The 21,363-nt window shown below is 41.0% G+C and carries 19 protein-coding genes; 8 read left to right on the top strand and 11 right to left on the bottom strand.

Annotated features, from left to right (window positions below; genetic code table 11):
* The first annotated feature begins 51 nt into the window (after nucleotides 1-51).
* Entirely contained in the window at nucleotides 52-1,224 is a 1,173-nt protein-coding gene (locus V7P40_RS01750) for an MFS transporter (protein WP_333784250.1), read from the top strand.
* On the opposite strand, the gene V7P40_RS01745 is transcribed toward V7P40_RS01750, so the two are convergent.
* Both V7P40_RS01745 and V7P40_RS01740 read right to left on the bottom strand, forming a co-directional pair.
* Nucleotides 1,213-3,549 carry a hypothetical protein gene (locus tag V7P40_RS01745; RefSeq protein WP_333784249.1) on the bottom strand — a complete coding sequence of 779 codons (2,337 nt, stop codon included), beginning with the start codon at nucleotides 3,547-3,549 and terminating at the stop codon, nucleotides 1,213-1,215. The two genes, V7P40_RS01750 and V7P40_RS01745, sit on opposite strands and share 12 nt — an antisense overlap.
* Nucleotides 3,542-6,523 (bottom strand): helicase, encoded by a 2,982-nt coding sequence (locus tag V7P40_RS01740; RefSeq protein WP_333784248.1) that lies wholly within the window; start codon nucleotides 6,521-6,523, stop codon nucleotides 3,542-3,544. The genes V7P40_RS01745 and V7P40_RS01740 overlap by 8 nt, the downstream gene beginning before the upstream one ends.
* 61 nt (nucleotides 6,524-6,584) lie before the next feature.
* Here V7P40_RS01740 and kdsB point away from each other — a divergent pair, with 61 nt between their 5' ends.
* Nucleotides 6,585-7,292, top strand: a complete 708-nt coding sequence (kdsB, locus tag V7P40_RS01735) for a 3-deoxy-manno-octulosonate cytidylyltransferase (protein WP_333784247.1) — start codon at nucleotides 6,585-6,587, stop codon at nucleotides 7,290-7,292.
* Here kdsB and V7P40_RS01730 read toward each other — a convergent pair.
* Nucleotides 7,276-8,496, bottom strand: a complete 1,221-nt coding sequence (locus tag V7P40_RS01730; protein ID WP_333784246.1) for a cysteine desulfurase family protein — start codon at nucleotides 8,494-8,496, stop codon at nucleotides 7,276-7,278. The two genes, kdsB and V7P40_RS01730, sit on opposite strands and share 17 nt — an antisense overlap.
* Before the next feature lie 3 nt (nucleotides 8,497-8,499).
* A complete protein-coding gene (locus V7P40_RS01725) occupies nucleotides 8,500-9,525 on the bottom strand; it encodes an Mrp/NBP35 family ATP-binding protein (protein WP_333784245.1) in 1,026 nt (341 codons plus the stop codon).
* 60 nt (nucleotides 9,526-9,585) lie between these two features.
* Here V7P40_RS01725 and V7P40_RS01720 point away from each other — a divergent pair, with 60 nt between their 5' ends.
* The 6 genes from V7P40_RS01720 (at nucleotide 9,586) to V7P40_RS01695 (ending at nucleotide 13,992) form a co-directional block, all read left to right on the top strand.
* On the top strand, nucleotides 9,586-10,218 hold the full coding sequence (locus tag V7P40_RS01720) for an exonuclease domain-containing protein (RefSeq protein ID WP_333784244.1): 633 nt from the start codon (nucleotides 9,586-9,588) through the stop codon (nucleotides 10,216-10,218).
* A 17-nt stretch (nucleotides 10,219-10,235) separates the two neighbouring features.
* Entirely contained in the window at nucleotides 10,236-10,790 is a 555-nt protein-coding gene (locus V7P40_RS01715; RefSeq protein WP_333784243.1) for a Maf family protein, read from the top strand.
* Between the two features lie 106 nt (nucleotides 10,791-10,896).
* Entirely contained in the window at nucleotides 10,897-11,256 is a 360-nt protein-coding gene (locus tag V7P40_RS01710) for a histidine triad nucleotide-binding protein (protein ID WP_333784242.1), read from the top strand.
* Nucleotides 11,256-13,157, top strand: coding sequence for an ATP-dependent DNA helicase (locus V7P40_RS01705; RefSeq protein ID WP_333784241.1), 1,902 nt, complete (start codon nucleotides 11,256-11,258; stop codon nucleotides 13,155-13,157). Before V7P40_RS01710 ends, V7P40_RS01705 begins: the two co-directional genes overlap by 1 nt.
* Nucleotides 13,150-13,605 carry a TIGR00725 family protein gene (locus V7P40_RS01700; protein WP_333784240.1) on the top strand — a complete coding sequence of 152 codons (456 nt, stop codon included), beginning with the start codon at nucleotides 13,150-13,152 and terminating at the stop codon, nucleotides 13,603-13,605. The genes V7P40_RS01705 and V7P40_RS01700 overlap by 8 nt, the downstream gene beginning before the upstream one ends.
* Before the next feature lie 33 nt (nucleotides 13,606-13,638).
* On the top strand, nucleotides 13,639-13,992 hold the full coding sequence (locus V7P40_RS01695; protein ID WP_333784239.1) for a hypothetical protein: 354 nt from the start codon (nucleotides 13,639-13,641) through the stop codon (nucleotides 13,990-13,992).
* Here V7P40_RS01695 and V7P40_RS01690 read toward each other — a convergent pair.
* From V7P40_RS01690 to V7P40_RS01660, 7 genes are all read right to left on the bottom strand, one after another.
* The gene (locus tag V7P40_RS01690) at nucleotides 13,964-14,890 is read right to left on the bottom strand and encodes a glycosyltransferase family 9 protein (protein WP_333784238.1); all 927 of its coding nucleotides are present in this window, start codon (nucleotides 14,888-14,890) and stop codon (nucleotides 13,964-13,966) included. The genes V7P40_RS01695 and V7P40_RS01690 overlap by 29 nt on opposite strands.
* Complete coding sequence (moaD, locus tag V7P40_RS01685) at nucleotides 14,883-15,119, bottom strand: molybdopterin converting factor subunit 1 (protein WP_333784237.1); 237 nt, start codon at nucleotides 15,117-15,119, stop codon at nucleotides 14,883-14,885. Before moaD ends, V7P40_RS01690 begins: the two co-directional genes overlap by 8 nt.
* A 2-nt stretch (nucleotides 15,120-15,121) precedes the next feature.
* Nucleotides 15,122-16,903: a translation elongation factor 4 gene (gene lepA / locus V7P40_RS01680; protein ID WP_333784236.1), complete on the bottom strand. Its 1,782-nt coding sequence runs from the start codon at nucleotides 16,901-16,903 to the stop codon at nucleotides 15,122-15,124.
* Nucleotides 16,904-16,969: 66 nt separating this feature from the next.
* The gene (locus V7P40_RS01675; RefSeq protein ID WP_333784235.1) at nucleotides 16,970-17,635 is read right to left on the bottom strand and encodes an OmpA family protein; all 666 of its coding nucleotides are present in this window, start codon (nucleotides 17,633-17,635) and stop codon (nucleotides 16,970-16,972) included.
* 80 nt (nucleotides 17,636-17,715) lie between these two features.
* Complete coding sequence (locus tag V7P40_RS01670) at nucleotides 17,716-18,453, bottom strand: ferredoxin reductase (protein WP_333784234.1); 738 nt, start codon at nucleotides 18,451-18,453, stop codon at nucleotides 17,716-17,718.
* A gap of 8 nt (nucleotides 18,454-18,461) precedes the next feature.
* Nucleotides 18,462-20,897 (bottom strand): CBS domain-containing protein, encoded by a 2,436-nt coding sequence (locus tag V7P40_RS01665; protein WP_333784233.1) that lies wholly within the window; start codon nucleotides 20,895-20,897, stop codon nucleotides 18,462-18,464.
* A gap of 9 nt (nucleotides 20,898-20,906) precedes the next feature.
* On the bottom strand, nucleotides 20,907-21,363 hold a 457-nt coding region (locus tag V7P40_RS01660; protein ID WP_333784232.1), incomplete at its 5' end, for an MBL fold metallo-hydrolase.

Below are 21,363 nucleotides of genomic sequence, written 5' to 3'. Positions count from 1 at the left end.
TTAGATGGGATGGGGAAATCACCCTCTGAGAATTATTGGACAGAGCCCAAAATGCCCCAAAACCTCACTAAGGAAGAAAAAAGAGTTATTTTAGGTATCTCCTTTGCGGTAGCAACCAGGATGCTCGGGCTTTTTCTGTTATTGCCCGTTCTCTCTCCTTATCTTAAAAATCTTGAAGGTTCCACACCCTTTTTAATAGGTCTTGCCATAGGTATATACGGCTTTGCGCAGGCCATTTTGCAAATACCCTTTGGATATATTTCAGACAAAATCGGAAGAAAGCCAGTAATAGTTTTTGGGATGATAACTTACATCTTGGGGAGTTTGATTGGAGGGTTTGCCAAAGGTATATGGATAATGATTTTGGCAAGGTTCATTCAAGGTTTTGGTGCTGTCTCTTCTGCCATGACTGCCCTCTCTTCAGACTTGACCAGAGAGGAGGTAAGGACCCGCGCTTTTGCCATAATAGGATCCTCCATCAGTCTTGTCTTTACCTTTAGTGTGGTTTTTGCTCCAGTTATTGCAGGAATGGTCGGCGTGCCAGTCCTATTTTACCTTACCGCCTTTCTAAGTTTGCTGGCCACTCTATACTTAGCGTTTTTTATTCCAGAACCAAAAAATCACCACAGAGAGATAGAACCATCTTTGAAAAACTTCCTTATAGTATTAACAGATATAAACCAAATTTTTCTGAACCTTTCAGTAGCTGTTTTGCATGCTTTTTTGGTTGCGATCTTTACCACCATACCTTATAAGTTGGTATATGAATACAGCATACCTAAAATAGAGCACTGGAAAATCTACCTGCCAGCCTTAACACTGTCCTTAGCTCTAATGGCTCCAGCTGTTATCTTGGCAGAAAAGAACAAAAAATTCAGAGAAGTTTTTCTGGTTGGTGTAGCTCTAATAGGTTTGGGCTTTTTGGTTTATAAAATTTTAAACTCCCTTTATGGAGCGGTCTTTTTTCTTTTCCTATTTCTGATAGGCTTTCACTTTTTGGAACCCATAATCCCTTCCCTTCTTACCAAGCTAACCCACAGAGACTTAAGGGGTCTATCTTTGGGATTTTTCAACACTTCCCAATTTTTGGGGGCCTTTTTGGGAGGTTTGCTTGGCGGATTGGCTATAAGGCACGATACTTTTCTTCTTACGTCCTTCGGCGTGCTACTTTCAGTGCTTTGGTTTTTTGGTGTTTATTTGTGGTTTAAAAACCTAAGATTCTGAACCAGGAACGGATTCCTCTTCAGGGATTTTACTAACCAAGTAAATTAGCTCATAAAGCACCGCATTAAGGGGAAAGGTATATTCGTGGTAGTTTCTTTTTATTTTCAAGTAGTGTGTCTTTTTTCTTTGCCAAAGGTCAAGTTTGCTGTATGGCGTTTGAAAGGCTTCGCTTTGATAAAAGGATAGAGCAAGCACTGTAAATAGGAACAAACTCTTTTCCTCTGCATAAACTTCTTCCTTTTCCCAGCCCGGACCCTTGGTGGAAAAAACTTGGAGTGCGGAATGAAAGTAAAGTTCGTTATTTGCTAATTTAAATCTTTCAATGGCACCTGGTTCTGCAGGTTTTAGAGCCAAAGCGGCAGAATATCTGTCGTCCCTTATCTTTAGCTTTTCCTTTAATTTTTCAAATTCACTCGTGTATATAACAAAACAATCTTTTTGGGCTTTGTCCGACACATAAGCAGTAGGAAACTCTGCATACTCAACAAACAGACTCTTTGATCTTATCGATTGCGACTGTTCCGATAGATTTATGACCTCTTCAAGGTAAGACTCTTCCCAAGACCCTGCGGTTATAAAGCAAAACTTCGTCTGCTGGTCCTTTACCTTCTCCTCTAACCACTTTCTGAATCTCTGCTTTTCCGCATCCACACCGCTGGTAAGCAGTATGCGTTTGTCCAAGAGTTCAACCTTAGCATTATTTTCGTTTATATCTATCAAATACACTTCATAAAGAAAGTGCCTACTGCCCCTGCTCTCTTTATCCCCTCTTTTGTAGCAAAAGCTTACCGACGGCTTTTCAAGAATTGCATAAATGTTAAGCTTGGAAGGAAGGTTAAAACCTTCAAACTCTAAATTTAGACTTTTGTAGTCCTTTAAAAGGCTTATAAAGAGATTTTTAAACAAGCCCGTCAGTTGTTTTGAATTAGCGCTTATTATCTCCTCTATTGTAGGTCTGTTTAGTGTTTGAACTGGTAGTCCAAAAAAGTCGTAGATAAAGCTAAAGTAATCCCAGAAGGAGTATCCTCCATTTTCTTGTCTAACATCCGTATCCAGCAGGATCAGAATGCTTACGATTTCTTTATTCTTCTTTCCGTAAGCCTCCCACAACTTTAACTTACAAGCAAAGTCCATAAGACTTAGAAGAAGCTCTACAGAGTCCTCGTGCCTGAGCTTTTCCATATCCTTGTTCTTTAGCTCGTTGAATTTGTATATGAGACGCTCTATAGGATACACTTTTTCAGCAAAGATTATTTTTGCGTTCCCTATATACTTTTCTAATGCATTTGCTACCTTTTCAAAACCTTTCATGAAATCTTTTACTTTGTCTTTTAGAGTGTCTTCGTAAAAAACAAAAAGTTTTATCGTATCGCATGGAGAATGGAATTCTCCGTAGCTGATCTTACCTTCTTCACTATTACTTTTGGCTACAAAAACAGAGAAAAAGTCTTTACTTTCTTTTTTGAGCACATCCTTTAAGAACTCCTTCCAGTCCTTCCTCAGCTCAAACAAAAAGTTCTCGTCTTCTAAGCGTTTTAAGAATTTCAAAAACTCTTCTTTACTTATTCCTTCCTTATTTTCCAAGTAATAGATAAAATCTTCCCAAGCGTTTTTGTCCAAAGTTTCCACTTCTTGTAAAAGCTCTTCTGCCTTTTTCTTTTTTTGAAACAGCCTTGCTCTACTCAGAAGTAAGCTGTCTCCAAAACTCTTAAAGTCAAAACTTGCTATGTATCCAAAAAGTTTTAAAATTGAAGGGGGAATAGCTGTGCCCTCAGGGTATAGTTCAGAAATTACTTTTCCAACACGCCTGACCCGAGCAAGGTATTCTTTCACTCGCTGATCCTTCGTCAAGCTTTCCCAAACGCGCACAACTTCTTTTCTTGCATAAAATAGTTTTTCTCTATCCACAGTTCCACCCTCTACCCCTAAAAGCTTTAAAAACACAAGCCCAGCCCTATTGTCTATTTTTGATGTATCTACTACTCTACCAGAAACAAGGTTTATTTTTTCGTTTTTTCTAAACCTATAAAACCTCAGTTTATTCTCTCTATCCCAGCTCTTTTTCCAAATTACCTTGTCTTTATCGTACAATGCCCTCCCTTTTAGACGGTAATCTGGGTACCTCAGGACATTGTCTAATTCTTTCTTAAGGTTTTCTTGTTTTTCCCTGTTTATCAGTTTGTGTAAGATTATGGAAAAGTTTTTGATGTATTCCTCACTTCCTGTCCAGAATAGTCCTCCGTAAATGAAATCTTTTGACAGCTCTTTAGCTTCAGAAAAGTAAGTCATACACTCTACTATCCCCTCACTCCTTATTTCAACCATTCAACAACCTCCTTATAAATTCTACAGGAAACTTAGCAAATCTGCCACTTAAAACCTCTTTATATGGATAATCTTCTCCCAAAGGTATGCACGCATATTCGTCTGGAATGTTTTCGCCTTTAAAACAATAAGTAGTAGGCCTTGTGCTTCCCAAAACCGTATCTGCCCCACCTCTTCCTACGGTTTTGCTTATTTCGAACCTTAGCTTTTCGTTTTTACGCAAAATGTGTTTGGTTAAAACATAAGAATATACAGGTATTAAAACTGGCATTTTGGTTTCGGTATCCAAAAAGTTCATTATGCGTTTTTTAGCAAGATCGGCTTTTTCTTCGTTGTGCTCTTTTAGAATGCCTTCCACCTTCTTAAACAGGTTGTATATGTTTCCTCTTAATCTATCCTCAAAGTAGGTCCTAACCTCTTGTCTTTCAAAAAGTATGTAAGGATGATAGTAGCTGTAGGAGTTTTTAAAGTCTATTTTTACCGCAGAGACCGACATTGCTTTGAGTATTAACTCGTATAACCTTTGTAAATTTTCTTCTTTTGTTAGTCTGCGGATGTTTTCTATGAAACTAAGGGTTTCTTCTATTTCTGCTATTGGGTTTGGTATGTATTGCGTTTTGTATTGCTTAGGGATGGGGATCAAAACCATCTTTTCACTTTCTGGACTTTTAACAAACTGTGCGATTATTGTAGATACCACATGATCAAGCTCAAGGATTTGCTCCAAAGCTTGTCTGTGGAGCAAGAGATTTATTAAATCCCTATCCACCTCTTCGTCTATGTATTCAAGGATACTGTCTGTTGCACTTTCCCAAAAATGGACTAAGTAAATTAGGTGGATTTTCTTATCTGATTTTTCCGTTATATCATCTCCCCTTGCCCTTGATATGGTTTGAATGAGCTCTACTAAATTACTTTCTATCCCCCAGCTGTGTATTATTACGTATATCTGATTTATTGGTTTGTGTTCTCTGGAAAGGTCTATACCTCTTGATAGCGTGGAAGTCGAAAGAAGCACGTCTTCGTCGCCTTTGTTTATTCTCTCCTGACTTTTGCGAGACTCTGCGGTAGCTATTAACGTTTTAAGACCCTCTTTTTCAAGCATCTCGTTTATTTTGTAAAGGATACTCTTATCTTGCACGTAAACAAAGGCTGTGCTGTTTTTGTCTGCGGTGCTTTTGATGTAATTGACTACTTCCTTGGCAACTTTTTCTTCCATTTCTCGTTTGTTTTTGACACTCAAAAGGTTTATAAACTTTCTTTTTAAGATTATTTTTGGAGAAGGGTATCCGTGTTTGGTATGCACATAAACCTTTATACCCTCGTGTTCAAAAATTTCGCTTTCCTTGTAATCACAAACAACTATAGCGTCTGGCATAACTTGGAATTCTTTATACTCTTCCAATAGCTTTTTCATAATAGAAGCGCTGTAGCCGTTAGCATCAAAGATGTATAACTTTGCTTTTCCTTGTGCCTTCTTTATTAATTTGAACATTTGTTCAATGGCAAAAAGCCCGTTGCTGTATCCTAAGAATTCGTCAAGAATTATGTGAAGGTTGTATTTATCTATTATTCTTGGAGTTATTAGATACTTCATGTGTTCTGCTGTGCTTTTGCCGTTTTCTGTGGTGGTCAGTGCTTGCTGGGTGCAAAGGGCCCATATAAACCTGTGTCCGTTTTCCGCGAGCATTTTAACTTGCTCCACGGTGCGCTTTATGATGCCTGGAGAAACTTGCGTATGTTTGAACGTATCTCCTATGTGTTCCACAAACTTAGAATTTTTGGTGTCCCTTTCTTCATATACCACAGCCACATTCTTAGCTTCCAGTTTTTCTTTCTCTCTGCTGAGAAGGACCTTTCTTGTTGCCATGTAAAACACTATGTGGTTTCCTTCCAGCTCTAAAATGGCGTCCCTGGTTTTGGACGTTTTCCCACTTCCAGCGGAGTGTAGAAGACACAAAGCTTTTACTCCGTCTTTTTCCTTTAAAAACTCCCTTATACGTTCTTCTACGTCCAACCTTGGGACTTCTTTATTGGTTGTTTCTATTTCATCTTCCTGAGACTCCAACTGCCTTATTTTTTCGTTTAGCTCTTCTATCTTTCTGAATGTTTCATTGTGAATTCTTTCAAATCTTACCGCTGATGGCTTTTCAAGGGCTGAGAAGCTCCAATCTTTTTCGCTGAATTTGTGGTAAATTTCTTTTATCTGTTCTCTGTATTGGTTTAGGTTTTCCCCTTTCCAGTAAAAGCGCGCACAAAAAGGCTCTGCTAAGGGATACAGCAAGAATACGTTTATTTCCGAAAGGTTTTTTTCTGGTTTTTCTTCACAAAGGTAATCCACCGCATAAGAGAGTGTTTGAAGAAAACCCTTGATTTCTGGATTTACGCTCTGAAGGTTCAGAAGTTTGTCTTCTAGCCTAATAAGACTGTCCAAAAAGCCTTCTAAACTCATTTCACCCAAAGACAGGTTTATGGGCACCCCCGGCGTTCTGAAAGGTATGTTTTCCTCCTGACCACTGAGAATATACTTAGCCTTGTGCTGTGCTCCTCCAAGTTTGAAATCCACAACATATAGAGCCGAACCGTCTATAAATATAAGGTCTGCATTTAGATACCTGCCCGCTTCAGCTTCTTCGCCTATGGCATACTTTATAAGGTGCGATTTTTCAAATTGCCCGCCAAAAAACAAACCTTCGTAAAAACCTGTTAAAAACAGAAAGTAGAGAAGTTTTTTATCCGTATAGTCACCAATTCCCAGCTCCCTAAGCTCTTCCAATCTATCTGGAACTATCTCTTCAAGCTCCATCCAAGCTCGGACCAAATCTTCCAAGACATATTCATACTTCTGAGCCACATAAAGAAAAACCCCTTTTTTCTTGAAGTCTTCGTAATCCACTATCTTATCTTTTAGAAATCCCAGCTTAAAGGCCCCCTCAAAAACGTATCCTAAAAACTGAGATTTTACGCTCCCCATTTTCAATAAAATTTTATAACCCTCCTACTTTCAAAGATCTGGCATTAAAATCTATTCTGAAATGAAACAAGTTATAGTCATACCATCAAGGCTCAGCTCCACTAGGCTTAGGGAAAAACCGCTCCAGCTTATAAAAGGCAAACCTTTGATAAGGTGGGTAGTGGAAGGATGTGTAAAAACAGGAAAAGAGGTTGTACTTGCCACAGACAGCGAAAGAATAGCCAAAGTAGTCCAAGATCTGCCCATCAGGATTGTTTTCACACCCTCAGAGCTCCCTTCTGGAAGTGATAGGGTAGCTTATGCCATAAAAGATATAGAGGCGGATTATGTGATTAACTACCAAGGTGATGAGCCTTTTGTTTATAAAGACGATGTGGAAAGCCTTCTTTCCGCTTTGGACGAATACCCTGTAGCTACCCTTGCTATACACGATCCGGATTCGTACACCAGTCCTTCTTGTGTGAAAGTAGTCTTGGACGAAAACCAAAGGGCTTTATACTTTTCCAGAAGCCCCATCCCTTACATGAAGGGAAATTCCTCTATCTATCCTCTAAAACACGTAGGTATTTACGCTTTTAGAAGAGAAGTTCTTATGGATTTTGTCAATTGGAAGCCATCCACTTTGGAAAGGCTTGAATCTTTGGAGCAACTTAGGCTATTGGAAAAGGGAGTTGATATAAAGGTCTTACTTAGCTCAAACTACTACCACGGCGTTGATACAGAAGAGGACCTAAAGCTCGTGGAAGAGAAGATTACTTTTTACCTTTAACGTACTGCTCCCAATTTTCTGGATTGAAGGGAGAGAGTTCTCTTAGCAACTTTACCGTCTTTGGAAACTCTTCTGCCACGTAATCCACGTCCTCCTCCGTGTTGTCCCTTCCAAAGCTGAAAACCAAAGAACCGTTGGCAACCTCCTTGGGCACGCCTATAGCAAAAAGCACGTGAGATTGCTTTAAGGCTAAGGATACGCAGGCAGACCCAGAAGCGGTTTCCACACCCATAAGGTCAAGCCTTAGGAGCATAGCCTCCCCTTCTATAAGATGGACAATCAAAGAAAGGTGATGTGGCAGCCTTTGGGTGGGATGTCCGGTAAATTCCACATAGTCAAGCTTTTCCTCTATGGCTTTTTTTAGTTTGTTTCTGTAATAGGAAAGTCTTGTCATTCTGTCTTCTAACTCTTTTTGAGTTAGCTCTGCCGCCGCGCCAAAACCCACTATACCAGGCACATTCTCCGTCCCCGCTCTAACTCCCCTTTCTTGTGTTCCACCTTCAATCAAAGGTCTAACTTTTACTCCTTTTCTTGTCCATAGAGCGCCTACCCCTTTTGGTCCATACATCAGGTGAGCTGTAAAGGATGCACAATCCACTCCCCAATCCTTAAGATCTACAGGATAGTGTCCCAGGGTAGGGCAAGCGTCCGTGTGGAATACAACCCTTGGGTTTTTCTCCTTAGCTGCTTTAACAAGCTCCTTTATGTTCTGTATTGTGCCTATCTCTCTGTTTGAGTGGCCTATGCTTACCAAAACGGTGTCCTCTCTTACCGCTTCCCTTACCTGATCCGGATGAATGATTCCATAGTGGTCTGGCTTTAGGTAGGTTACTTCCCAACCTTCCCTTTCCAAGCTCTTTAAGGGATGAAGTATGGAGTGATGCTCTATCTCCGTAGAGACTATGTGTCTTCCCCTTTTCTCATAAGCTTTTGCTATACCTTTTATAGCAAGATTGTTAGCTTCTATTCCCCCAGAAGTGAATATGATTTCCTCCGGAGAGTTGGCGCGTATTAAACTTGCTATCTTTTCTCTTGCTTCGTTTATGGCTTTTTTTGCCACTTGGCCAAAGCTGTGCAGAGAAGTGGGATTGCCAAAGTGTTCTCTAAAGTAAGGAAGCATAGCGTCCAGCACTTCTTGCGCCACTGGAGTAGTGGCTATATGGTCTAAATAAACAACTCTCTTTCCAAGTTTCTTTATAAACATTGCTTACCTCCTTTCTAATTCTTCCGCGATAATCTTTGCTATACTAAGGAAAGCTTTGGCAGACTGAGAATTGGCAGAGCTTTCCACTATTGGCACACCACTGTCTGAGGTTTCTGCAATTTCAGGCTCTATGGGAACAGAGCCAAGCACTTTGAGCCCATAAGCTTGAGCAAAAGCCAAAACTCTTCCTTTGCCAAATATGTAATACTTGTTGCCTGATTCTGGACAGACAAAGTATGCCATGTTCTCTATTACCCCAAGCACTGGGATACCAACTTCTTTAAACATCACCACCGCCTTCTTTACGTCCGCAAGGGCCACATCTTGAGGAGTGGTAACCACTATGGCACCGTCAATTTCCACTGTTTGAGCTAAAGTTAGCTGAACGTCTCCCGTACCTGGTGGTAGGTCCAAGACCAAGAAGTCCAAACTACCCCACTTTACGTCAAACAAAAACTGAGTCAGAGCCTTCATTAGCATTGGGCCACGCCATATAAGCGGCGTATCCTCGGAAGGAAGCAAAAAGCCCACAGACATTACCTTCATCCCAAAGGCTTCTGCAGGTATAATTCGGTTAAATTTATCCACTTCTACCCTTTGATTTTTTAGGCCCAGCATAGTTGGGATGCTCGGACCGTATATGTCTCCGTCCAAAAGACCCACTTTGTATCCAAGTTTGGATAAAGAGAGAGCGATGTTTGTAGCTACAGTAGATTTGCCCACCCCACCCTTTCCGCTACCAACCACTATTAAATGTTTAACCCCAGGAAGTCTGGTTCTATGAAAAGCGGGACTTTGAACAGGTTGTCCCATCTCAGTAAAGCTTATTTCAACGTCCTGCAGCCCTTCCACATCCTTTAAAACGCTCAAGGCCTTTTCCCTTATCTCCTTTTCCAAACTTTTGTTGGGCAGCATAAAAACCAACTCAAGCTTATCACCCACTAGCTTTATGTCCTTTACCAATTCGGAGAGTTTCTTGTTATTCACAGTTTGCTTTGCCAAAGAGTCCATTATTTCTTTTACTGCCATATTATACCTCCAAGAAAATAAATATAATTTATAGACAAACTTTCATTATGAGTTTTCTCAATGAGCTTTGGTAGGCTCAAGAGGTGGTATTACAGGAAAAAATATAGAGAAGCCTTTGAGAGGTTCAACTGGGATTTGGACTTAAAAAAAAGAGTAAAGGATAGTTGTTTTGTGGTTTTTGACACAGAAACGTCCCACACTGATTTCAAAACTGCCAAAGCCTTAAGTTTGGGTGCTTTTCGTTTGGAAGGCTTAAACCTAAAGCTTTCTGATCACATAAGCTTTAAGATAAAAAATCCTGTTCAGAGCTTGGAAAGCGTAAAGGTGCATGGTATATTACCTGACGAGCTAAAGGGGGGAATAGAGCCCAAACAAGCCTGTAAAGAGTTTATTGAATTCTCCCGGGGATGCTTGCTTGTAGGCTACTTTACACAGATAGATGTTTGGGTAATGAGGAACATAGTAAAAGAAGCATGCGGGGGAGTTTTCTATCCTTACTACATGGACATAGTGGATCTGCTGGAGGTTGAGAGTAAAATTCCTACCTTAGAGGAGCTTACCAAAAAACTAAACTTGCCCCTATCAAACCTTCACGATGCTTTGGAGGATGCTTACATGACTTCTTTGGTATTTCTTAAGCTGGTAAAAAAGCACGAAAACCTCCCATTAGGAAAGCTCCCACTCAGAGTGTGATGTTTATAATAATTCCTGTGAGGCTTCTTATATTAGCTTCTGAGTCAAAGAGGAGGGTGGAGATACTTAAAATGCTCGGGTATAGCTTCTTTGTTATACCATCTATGATAGAAGAGGGATACGAGCAAAATCCTCTGATAGCTGCCAGAAGACTAGCATACCAAAAGGCCTTTAAGGTATGGAAAGAGTATAAGTTTTCCACAGTCTTGGGTGCGGATACCGTAGTGGTATTAGGTGAAAAAATCCTTGGGAAACCGAAAGACGAAGAGCAAGCAAGAAATATGCTCATAAGTCTATCTGGCAGATGGCACAAGGTTATAACTGCGGTAGCCATTCTATCCCCCAAAGGAAAGGTTATCTTTCATGATACCGCGTGGGTTAAATTTAGAAAAATTGACGAGGAAGAGATTGATGAATACATTAAAACAAAAGAGCCGTTGGACAAGGCCGGTGCCTATGGAGTGCAAGGATTGGGTGCTAAGTTTGTGGAAAGGATCAAGGGGGACTTTTACACTGTTATGGGTCTTCCTGCATCCAAAACGGATAGCTTTCTTAAGTCTTTGCTTGATTAGCTTAAGCTCATGCGCCTTTGTATCAGCAAGCGTAGGCACAGATGGTTCAGGGGTAGAAATTGGTGGGGGTGTTCAGATAAAGCTTCAACACAGGAGGTGAAGGAGGATGAAGGACTGTATATTTTGTAAGATCGTCAGCAGAGAAATACCCTCTAAAGGCGTGTACGAAGATGATTGGGTGTATGCCTTCCACGACATAAACCCGGTGGCTCCAGTTCATATACTAATAGTTCCCAAAAAACACATATTTGGTATTCAGTCTTTGGAGCAGGAAGATGAACAGTTAGTAGGACACATGTTTTACGTAGCGAGAAAGATAGGGGAAAGTTTAAACTTGTCCTCTCCGGACAGCACAAAAGGTGGTTATAGATTGGTCTTTAACGTCGGTGAGCACGCAGGTCAGAGCGTGTTTCATCTGCATCTTCACCTAATAGGTGGAAGATCTATGAGCTGGCCCCCTGGCTAATGCCCTTCTTGCTCTATAGCTTTCTGTTAAACAAAGGACTTGAAAGAAGGGAAGCACAGGAGAGGTTTTTTGATATTGTATCCCATACCATAGAAAATGGCGGGATAAGCATAATTCAGGCACCAACAGGCACCGGCAAAACTTATGGCTACCTTATACCCATATTGGAAAAAGGGCAAAAGGCTATAATATCTACCGGCACCAAGCTTTTGCAAGAGCAGTTAAGAAGGGATATTGAAACCTTAAAGGTTTATCACTCCTACTTAACCGGTGAGAGTGTAGATTACTTGATTCTGAAGGGAAAGAACAATTACCTCTGTCTTGATAGGTTCTACCAACAGCCACCAGACAAAAGACCTTCCCAGATAGAGGATCTTCTGGAGAGCGAGTGGGACGGGGATTGGGAATTCGTGCAGGTGGATGTAGAGCTTTGGAAAGATCTTTGCGTAGAGGATGATTACTGCACTTCACATTACAGAAGTATTTGCAAATACAGTGAAGAGTGCTACTACTGGAGTAAGTTGAAAAGGAGAGAAAAGAACGCAAGGATAATCGTAGTAAATCATGCCCTTTTGGCACTCAAGGAGTTTGAAAACCCAGAGGATAGGCTTTTGGTGATAGACGAAGCCCACGAGCTTGACAAATACGTAACCTCTTCCTTAACAGACGGTGTATCTACCTATACCCTAAGGGTGGAGATAATGGAAAGAATAGTCCAGTTTTTGCCAGATGCACAGGCGCGTGTAGAAGAATTCTTTGAGCGCCACTTTTCAGAGATGTTTGATGAGGAAACACAACAGAAACCACTTCAAAACTTAGCTCCATACTTAAAGGACTTTGAAGAGCTGATAATAAGACCGATAAGCACATACCACAAAAGAATAAAGGAAAAGCTCATATCAGAAATCGGAAACTACCTGACCTCCAAGCTGTGGATCAGTCTGAAGCTTAAGGATTACCTTCAGCGGTCCAGCCTCTTAAACTGGGAAGAATACTTCCAACTTAACGTAAGCTTTGATGAGCCCACAGAGGAAGAAGAGAGAGTTATAAAAAAGCTAAAAACTTATGAACTCTTGGAAAAGAAGATTCAAAGATTGAAGGACTTTTACAAGGTTATGAAATCGCCTCCCGCAGACGTGGGATTTTCCATCAGTAGAAAGTGGAGCAGTAGGCTTAAAGGCTTTAACTATAGGCTGGAGAGGTTCCCTGTCTTTCCCGCTGGATACTTTGACCTTAGCGGTTATAAGGGAGTGATCATAACCTCCGCTACAGTTGACCCAGAGGATCTTTACCAAACTATGGGTATAGTGGGGGAGTTTTACGACCTTCCCCACACATTCCCATATCACAGAGTGGAGTTTGTAGTTTATAACGCAAACCCAAAGGAGAAAGAAGAGTGGGAACTGTGTCTAAAACTTGCCTACAAAAAACTAAGAACTCTTCACGATAGAGTCTTAGCCCTGCTAACAAACAAGGAACAACTAAATCTTTTTAGAGACGAAGAAGGTATAGCTTTACAGGGGGAAGATAAATTGTCCCTTCTCGTTGAAGCTCTGAGAAAAGGAGAGATAAAGGCATTGGTTGGCTTAGACAGTCTTTGGTTTGGGATTGATGTTAAGGGGGAAAAGGGAATACTGATGGCTAAACTTCCCTTTGACAGCCCAGAGGATCCACTTACCTATCACAGAATAAGATACTTAAAAGAGATTGGGGAAGAGCCTTTTGAATATCAAAAGATGAAGGCGCTTATAAAGTTCAGGCAGGGGCTTGGAAGGATGATGAGAAGCTCTCAAGATTTTGGCACAATCATTCTGTGCGATAGAAGAATTTTCAAGTTCAAGGAGTTTAGGCAGGCAGTGGAGGATCTTGGGATGAAGATAAAATATATCAAACATGTTTAGAATTGTTTCTGTAATAGGATCCTCTCAGGCAAATGAGGAAGAATACCAAGTGGCATATCAGGTGGGTAGATTTTTAGCTAAAAAAGGTTTGGTAGTGGTCTGTGGTGGAAGGGGTGGTGTTATGGAGGCGGTTTGCAAAGGAGCAAAGGAGGAAGGGGGTTTAACTGTGGGAATAATGACTACCTACACAGGGGAAGAAGCAAACCCTTACGTGGATATTAGGATAAACACGGGTATGAACTGGAACAGAAACCCTATAGTTGTTGCTAGCGGGGAGTTTGTTATAGCCATAGGAGGACACTGGGGGACACTTTCTGAAATAGCCTACGCTCTTATACTTAATAAGAGGATCATAGGCTACAAAACATACAACATAGAAGGGGTGGAACAAACAGAAAGCTTAGAAGAACTATTAAACCGTATAGAGTCTATGCTTGCAAATCTGTAGAACTTGATTATCTTTCTCAATTAGGAGAGCGCTATGGAGAAGAGTGTGCTGATATTGGAGGATATGCTATTTAGAAGTCTTTCAAAAGAGATAGAGGAAAGATACAAAGAGGTGATTTCTCTATACAAGCACGATCCTGAAATTAAAAGCATAGCCAACACCATAAAGAGACTGTGCGATTACGTACTTGAAATTTACAAAAGCATTCCAGACCCAACAAAAAAACTCGATGATAATCTGTATTCAACCCTATACTACCTACTAAAGGACCTTGGTCTTACTTTGTATGATCTAACTATAGCGGAAGGTGAACAGCTCTATTATGTTATCTCCTCTGCCTATCAAAAGATAAGCGGTGCTAATGCCCTTCTTGAGAAGTTAGTTTGAGTATTTCATCTACTACAATCTCTGGCGGGATTTCTAAACATTCATAGGTCTTATACTTACACTCTCCCTTTCCGTGGAGTGTGCAGGGCTGACATGGTAAGTTTTTTATGATAACTTTTCCTTCTTCTGGAAAGAGGGAAAAACCAAGGGTAGGATGGGTTCCCCCGTATATTTGCACCGCTTTGGTTTTTACAGCCCTTGCAATGTGCAATAGTCCAGAATCATTCCCCACGAAAATCTTAGCAAGCTTTATAATCCCAGCTGTGTCTATTAAAGAAAGCTTTCCGCATAGGTTTTCTGCATCCTCTACACCATCACACTCTCCTTGGGCCCCAACAAAAACTACCCTAATGCCCTTTTTCCTTAACTTTTCCGCCACTTTTACGAAATATGGATATCTCTTCTTCTTATATCTAGCTCCTGAAGATATGGCTACAAAACCCTCTCCGTAAGTTTGCTTTAACCTGTTGAGCCTATCTTCAGACAGGACGATGGAAGGTCTATATCCCTTTTCTCCGATGGCTCTTAGGTAAGAATCTACCACGCTGTAGGGAGTTCTAAACGCTTTAAACTTAATAGCAAGCCTTCTTCTTATGCTCTCTTTTGAATAGCTTTTCCAGGTGCCACCCAGTATTAGCTTAAGCAAAAGAGTCTTTAGGTTTTTGTGCATGTCCAAATACAGGTCAAAACCTTTAAGCCTTTCTAAGTTTTTGAAAAGTTCATCCTTTCTTAGCTCTATCACTTCAACCCTGGGATCGTCCTTAAAGATTTCTCCATAAGGCGGATGTGTAAGCAAGTATGGTTTATAGCTTCTGTCTATAAGTGGCTGAAAAAGGCAAGAGGTAAGAACCACATCACCCAAAGAGGAAAACCTGATTATCAGTGCCTTTTTATCCACCGCTAACAGGGGGTATTACCGCTACCTTTTCTCCCCCTTTGAGTATGAAGTCTTCTCCAACATATTCGTAATCTACCGCAAAAAGGCAAACCTTTAAAACATCTTTTAGCTGGGGGTATAGCTCTGTAAGCTTTTTCCTGAGCTCCTTTACGCTTCCAACAAAATCTAAGTCTTCTTCTTGCTTTCTTATCTTCTCTTTTAAGATGGCAAAGTAAAGAAGTTTTACCATGTTCAGTCCACCCTTAGCACGCTCAGAAAAGCTTCCTGAGGAAGCTCTACCTTTCCAAATTGCTTTAGCCTCTTTTTGCCTTCCTTTTGTTTCTCTAAAAGTTTTTTCTTCCTAGTTATGTCCCCTCCGTAGCATTTGGCAGTTACGTTGGCACGCAGTGGTGGTATTCTTTCAGAAGCTATTATTTTACTGCCTATTCCTGCCTGCACTTTAATCTCAAAAAGCTGTCTTGGAATTACATCCTTTAGCTTTTCTACGATCTGCCGAGCCCTTCTGTAAGCCTTATCTCTGTGAACTATGAAAGAAAGGGCATCCACCGGCTCGTTGTTTATAAACACGTTTAACTTTACCAGATCTTCCTTTCTAAAACCTATAAACTCGTAGTCATAAGAAGCATATCCCTTAGAAAGGCTTTTTACTTTGTCGTGAAAATCAAGGAGTATTTCACTCAGTGGCATGTCATACTCCAGTATAGCCGTGTTTGGGTCTAAATACTTAAAGCTCTTTTGTACTCCTCTCTTTTCCTGACACAGGTTCATAATACTTCCTACGTATTCTTTCGGTGTGATTATGGTTATACTTACAAAGGGCTCCTCTATAGCTTCTATCAAGCCCCAGTTTTCCGGAAGTTCAGAGGGATTTTTTATCTCCTTCACTGTCCCGTTCTTAAGCCTAACCCTGTATACGACGCTTGGTGCGGTTGTAATCAAACCTACGCCGTATTCCCTCTCCAACCTTTCCTGCACGATCTCCATGTGCAAAAGTCCCAGAAAACCCACCCTAAAGCCCATACCTAAGGCTGGAGAACTCTCTGGTTCATAATACAGCGCAGCGTCGTTTATAGCGTACTTTTCCAAAGCATCCCTCAGCTCTTCAAAGGTGTATCCTTCAGAAGGATAAAGCCCCGCAAAGACCATAGGTTTTGCGGGCCTAAATCCTGGCACTGCCTCCTTTGCAGGTCTTTTTGCATCAGTTATCGTATCCCCCACTCTTATATCCCTCACATCCTTTATGGATGCTGCAATGTATCCTACCTCACCTGCAGACAACTTTTCAAACTTGGTCATTTTGGGCGTCTGCGCACCCACTTCTGTAACTTCAAACTCTTTGCCCGTTGAAAAAAGTCTTATCTTCGTGCCAGGCTTTACCTCTCCATCAAAAATTCTGACAAAGGCTACCGCTCCCCTGTAGGGATCATAGTAGGAGTCAAAAATAAGAGCCTTTAAAGGTGCCTGAGGATCACCCTTTGGAGGTGGAATGCGCTTTATTATTGCATCTAAGATCTCCTCTATACCTATGCCTTCCTTTGCAGAGGCAAGGATAACATCATTTGGGTCTAATCCTAATATTTCTTCTATTTGTTTTTTTACCCTCTCTGGCTGAGCTGCGGGAAGGTCTATTTTGTTTATAACTGGTATGATAACTAAATCTTGCTCCACAGCCTTCCAAAAGTTAGCTACCGTCTGGGCTTCTATGCCCTGAGTGGCATCTACCAAAAGCACCGCCCCTTCGCAAGCAGCTAAAGCACGAGAAACCTCATAAGAAAAATCCACATGCCCCGGCGTGTCTATAAGGTGAAGAACGTGTCCCTTGTATTCCATCCTAACCGCTTGAAGCTTTATTGTTATCCCCCTCTCCCTTTCTATCTCTAAGGTATCCAACATCTGTTCTTTTAGTTCCCTCCTTGAGACAGCACCCGTAAATTCCAACAGCCTGTCTGCCAAAGTGGATTTGCCGTGATCAACGTGGGCAATGATGGAGAAGTTCCTGATCTTATCCAGCATGAAGTTAAAAATTATACCAATTTGAGAGGAAAGGGCATAAAGTGGGGCATTTGCCCCACTTTTTTGTTAGTGTATTATGAATACCTTAACAGCTCTCTGATCAGAGTATTTTTTACCCAATAAATCTGCCACCTCTTTTCCGTAAGATGCTATCCTCATTTTGCCTATATCTACACCTTTTTGGGCTAAGTAGCTGGCAACCATCTGAGCTCTCCACATTGAGAGATTAAAGTTGTAGTTGGAGGGTCCTCTTTTGTCCGCAAACCCAACCACCAACACTTCCTTACCCGAGTCTTTTACTTTGCCAACTATCTCGTCTAATTTACTTGCCTCCGAAGGTTTTATGTTGAACTTGTTAAAATCAAAATACACGGTGCCTACCTCTTCCAATTGCCACTTGTAAGGTCCCACTTCGGGTTTAGGCACTTCCACTTTTCTTCCTTCCAATGCCCTTATTCTTCTCTCATGATCGTCTGCTATACCTTCAAGTTTCCCCACCCTTCTTTCTAAATCGCTAACTTTTCTGTTTGCTTCATTTACCAATCTAAGGGCTTCATCTGCGTTCTTCTTTGCCTCCATTATAGCTTTAAAGTATCCCTCATAGCACTTGTCCAGCATATACTTTGAATAAACCTCCTTTGGGCTACCGCATGGATCCAACGGCTTTTCTTGCTTGCTTTCAGCAAACACTACACCGCCCATTAGTAGTAGTGCTAAAGATACCTTTTTCATTTTCCTACCTCCTTATTACCAGATTATAACAAAATTTATGAAAATTTTGTGAAAATTTTTCAAGTCTTCGTCTTCAAAACTCAATCGTATTTTTCTTTTCTTATACTGTCCTTATCCACACCCAACCTTTCAAGAATGGAGCTCATATCATCAACGAAAGCTGGAGGACCGCACAGGTAATAAACTTTACCGCTTAGTTCTCCAACTTCCTTTTTTATCATGTCTTCGTTTATTCTTCCAGTATAACCATTCCAACCTTCAGGTGCGCCCCTTGTAAGAGTATGAACTATCTTGATGTTAGGAAGGCCTTTCATAGCCTCAAGCTCATCTCTGTATATGATCTCTTCGTAGTGGGTGTTTGAATAAAGAAGTGTAGCGGACACGTCAGAAAGGGAGGAATCTCTTATATACCTTAGCATGCACATAAGTGGCACTATACCACTACCTGCTCCTATGAGCACTATGTTTTTGGAAATTTCCGGTAGCCATACAAACTTTCCGTAAGGACCCTTTATTCTAAATCGGTCTCCTACTTTAACTTCCTGCGTAAGGATAACCGAAGCCTTTCCCTGGGGCGTGCGCTTTATGGTAAGCTCTAATAAATTTTTTTTAGCGGGAGAGTTGGCTATAGAATAGGCTCTCTTTAATATCTCCCCTGTAGGTGGATAGGGGACCTGAAGCATAACATACTGGCCTGGATAGAAGTTAAACTCTACATCGCTTATATCAAAAACAAGGGTTTTTGTGGTGGGCGTTTCAGTTTTGATTTCAACTATCGGTGCTTCAAACTCAACTATTGGAAGCTTCTCAAGTTCCATGGATGAAATTATATACTATCCATTAGTTTTAGCTTTTCCAATTCTATAGCCATTCCTAACTCTTTGCCCTTTAGACCTGCAAACTTTGACACATCCACCTTGACTTTACTGAGTTTTTCCATGTATAAAACTACTTTCTGTCTTACTCTCTCGTCAAGGGCAATAAGTAGGTAAAAAGGCTCAGGAAGCTTTTTTAGGACCAAGTAGATTTCGGAATTTTTGTTAGCTTGTTGGAGTTTTCTTATTATTTGAATGGCTTGAGTTTTGTATAGATTGTATAGCTCCCTCACCCAGCCTGGCGCACTCATTCCTACCAAAAAATGTTCCCCATTTACATCTTCCAAAAGTATTATTAGATATAACCAGCCGTATTCTATAGCTCTGTCTGCAAATTCTATATGATGCCATGAAACAATCTCCCTCAACTTTTCCAGCTTAGCCTCTAAGTTAGGTGTCCATTGGAAGCCTTCTATCAACTGTTCTAAGATCCCATACTCTCTATACAGCTTTAGAATGTTGAGAAGTTTCTCCTCTCTGAACACAAGCTTTAACTCGTTTAAAAGTCTGCCCTTTGACGCGTGCTTAATAACACCTAAGGCTAAAGCATTTTTTAAAGCCTTTTCAGTGCTTTTGGACAACTTGAAATCAAACCTACCTGCAAAGCGCAAGGCTCTGAGTATTCTAACAGGGTCCTCCACAAAGCTAAGGGGATGTAGTATTCTTATTAACTTATTCTTTAAGTCCCTTAGTCCTCCAAAGTAGTCTATGAGCGTTCCAAAGTCCTCTTCCATGACTGATATAGCCATAGCGTTTATGGTAAAGTCCCTTCTTAGAAGGTCCTCTTTTATGGAAGCTGGCTCCACTTCAGGATAGGCGCCGGGATGGGGATAGGTTTCCCTTCTTGTGGTGGCAAACTCAAGCTTAAAATCTCCCACTTTCAAGTGGGCCGTTCCAAATTGGGGAAAGGGATGGATATTTACACCGTAGAGCTGTGCCACCCTTTTGGCAGTTTCTAAGCCATTCCCTTCTATAACAAAGTCCAAGTCCCATATATTTTTTCCCATAAGTATGTCTCTGACAACTCCCCCTACAAGGTATCCTCTAAAGCCAAGCTCTTTACAAACTTCGCCTACCTTCTTTGCTATTTCTTCCACTTTTGAAGGAAGCTTTACCTTTTTATGCAAAGACTTTAAGGGCTGAGTTTGTCTTCTTATAGCCTGCATCAAGTCTAACCGGGTAACCACACCAACCAGCTTGCCATTTTCTAACACCGGTATTAACTTCTCACCAAAAGTAGAAAGGATCTTCTCCGCATCCCATATAAAATCTTCTGTGGAGAGAGTGTGAAAGTCAGACTGGATAAAGTCCTTTACTTGCCTTAAAGGAAAGAGCTTATGAACCTTTAGAAGCACTTTCTTATAAACTACACCCACCAATCTGCCCTTCTCGTCTACCACAGGAGCACCTGCATAGTTTCTTTTCGTGAGTTCAAAAAGAGCCTGCTCTACTGTAAGATCTTCTTTGACTGCAAAGGCTGGAGTGTTCATAACATCCTTTACCTTTATGGCAGGGTTTTCTCCTTTTAGCACCTGCACCAAGATGGTTTTGACTCTCTCTGCCTCCACGTTTTCTAACTTTACCGCACTGGCAAAGGAGTGACCTCCTCCTCCAAACACCTCCAAAACCTTTGAAGTGTCAAATTTATCTTTTAATCCTCTACCAAAAAGGTAAGTTTTGCTTCCCGCAGAGACTATGACAAAAAAGGCGTCTGAATCTTTTATGTCCTCTAACCTGTATATGACCTGCAAAAATTCGGGATTATAATCTTCGGACTTTAGAACAAAGATAGTTATCTTGGAACCATTTAAGAAAAGTTTTTCAACTGCAGTCAAACTTTTAGCTAAAAAATCTATCTCATCTCTACTTAAGCTTTCCCTAAGGTATTCTCTTATAGTCCTCAAAGAGGCACCCATTTTCAAAAGCCAAGCTAAAGCTAACGCATCTCTTTCTGTGGTTCCCTCATAAGTCAAACTACCCGTATCCTCGTATATGCCAAAGGCTAATATGGTTGCATCTTCTGGAGATATGCTTTTGTTTAACCTCTGAAGCTCTTCTACAATCAGCGTTGTTGCACTTCCAACCGTATCCACCTTACCTTTAAACCCTTTTGGAGCCTTGGGATGATGATCGTATATGTATATTTCCTCCAAACCTGGAAGTTTATAGTCTTCCACATTGTGAGAATCTACCAGGACGAGCTCAAACCTATCAGGGAGGTGGTCTAAAATCCTAAACTTATCCCTAAACCTTTTGAACACCTCGCTTGCCCTTCGGGACAGAAGGGAAGGTTTAAGCAGGTATGCGTCTTCATACAAAAGTAAGACCCCGTAAGCACTTGACAGGGCATCAAGGTCCGCACCTTCTTCTAAGATCACTACTTTCACAAGTATATTTTACTTTCCTTCAAGGAACAGTTCTTTCTCTATTTCAAAGTAAAGGTGATAGGCGTTTACGGAGTTGACCTGGAAAAAGACAGGAAGTTGGGAATAGGTGGGGTCTATGTTTAACATCTCCTGATTTGCCATAGAACGCACAGCCTCCACGTCCAAACCCTTCTCGTAAAGTTTTTTAACAACCTTCCTTATATCTTGGATGTATTTCTTGGTCATTAGCACCTGTTTTCTTATGTTCTCCTTTCCAATCAGAGGCTCGCCATGTCCGATCAAAAGTATCTCCGGCTCCAGCTCAAGGATCCTGTCCAGGCAGTCTATCCAAGTCTTTGAATTTCCAGAACCCAAGAAGGGTACCCTACCCCCAAAAACTATATCCCCTGAGATAAGGATCTTCCTTGAAGGTAGCCAAAGGACCATATCCCCATCTGTGTGGGCCTTGCACCAGTGATAAACCTCA

The sequence above is a fragment of the Thermocrinis sp. genome, assembly GCF_036781485.1.
GTDB lineage: Bacteria > Aquificota > Aquificia > Aquificales > Aquificaceae > Thermocrinis.
The sequence above is the reverse complement of the archived record's forward strand: the minus strand, read 5'-3'. Positions and strand labels throughout refer to the sequence as shown.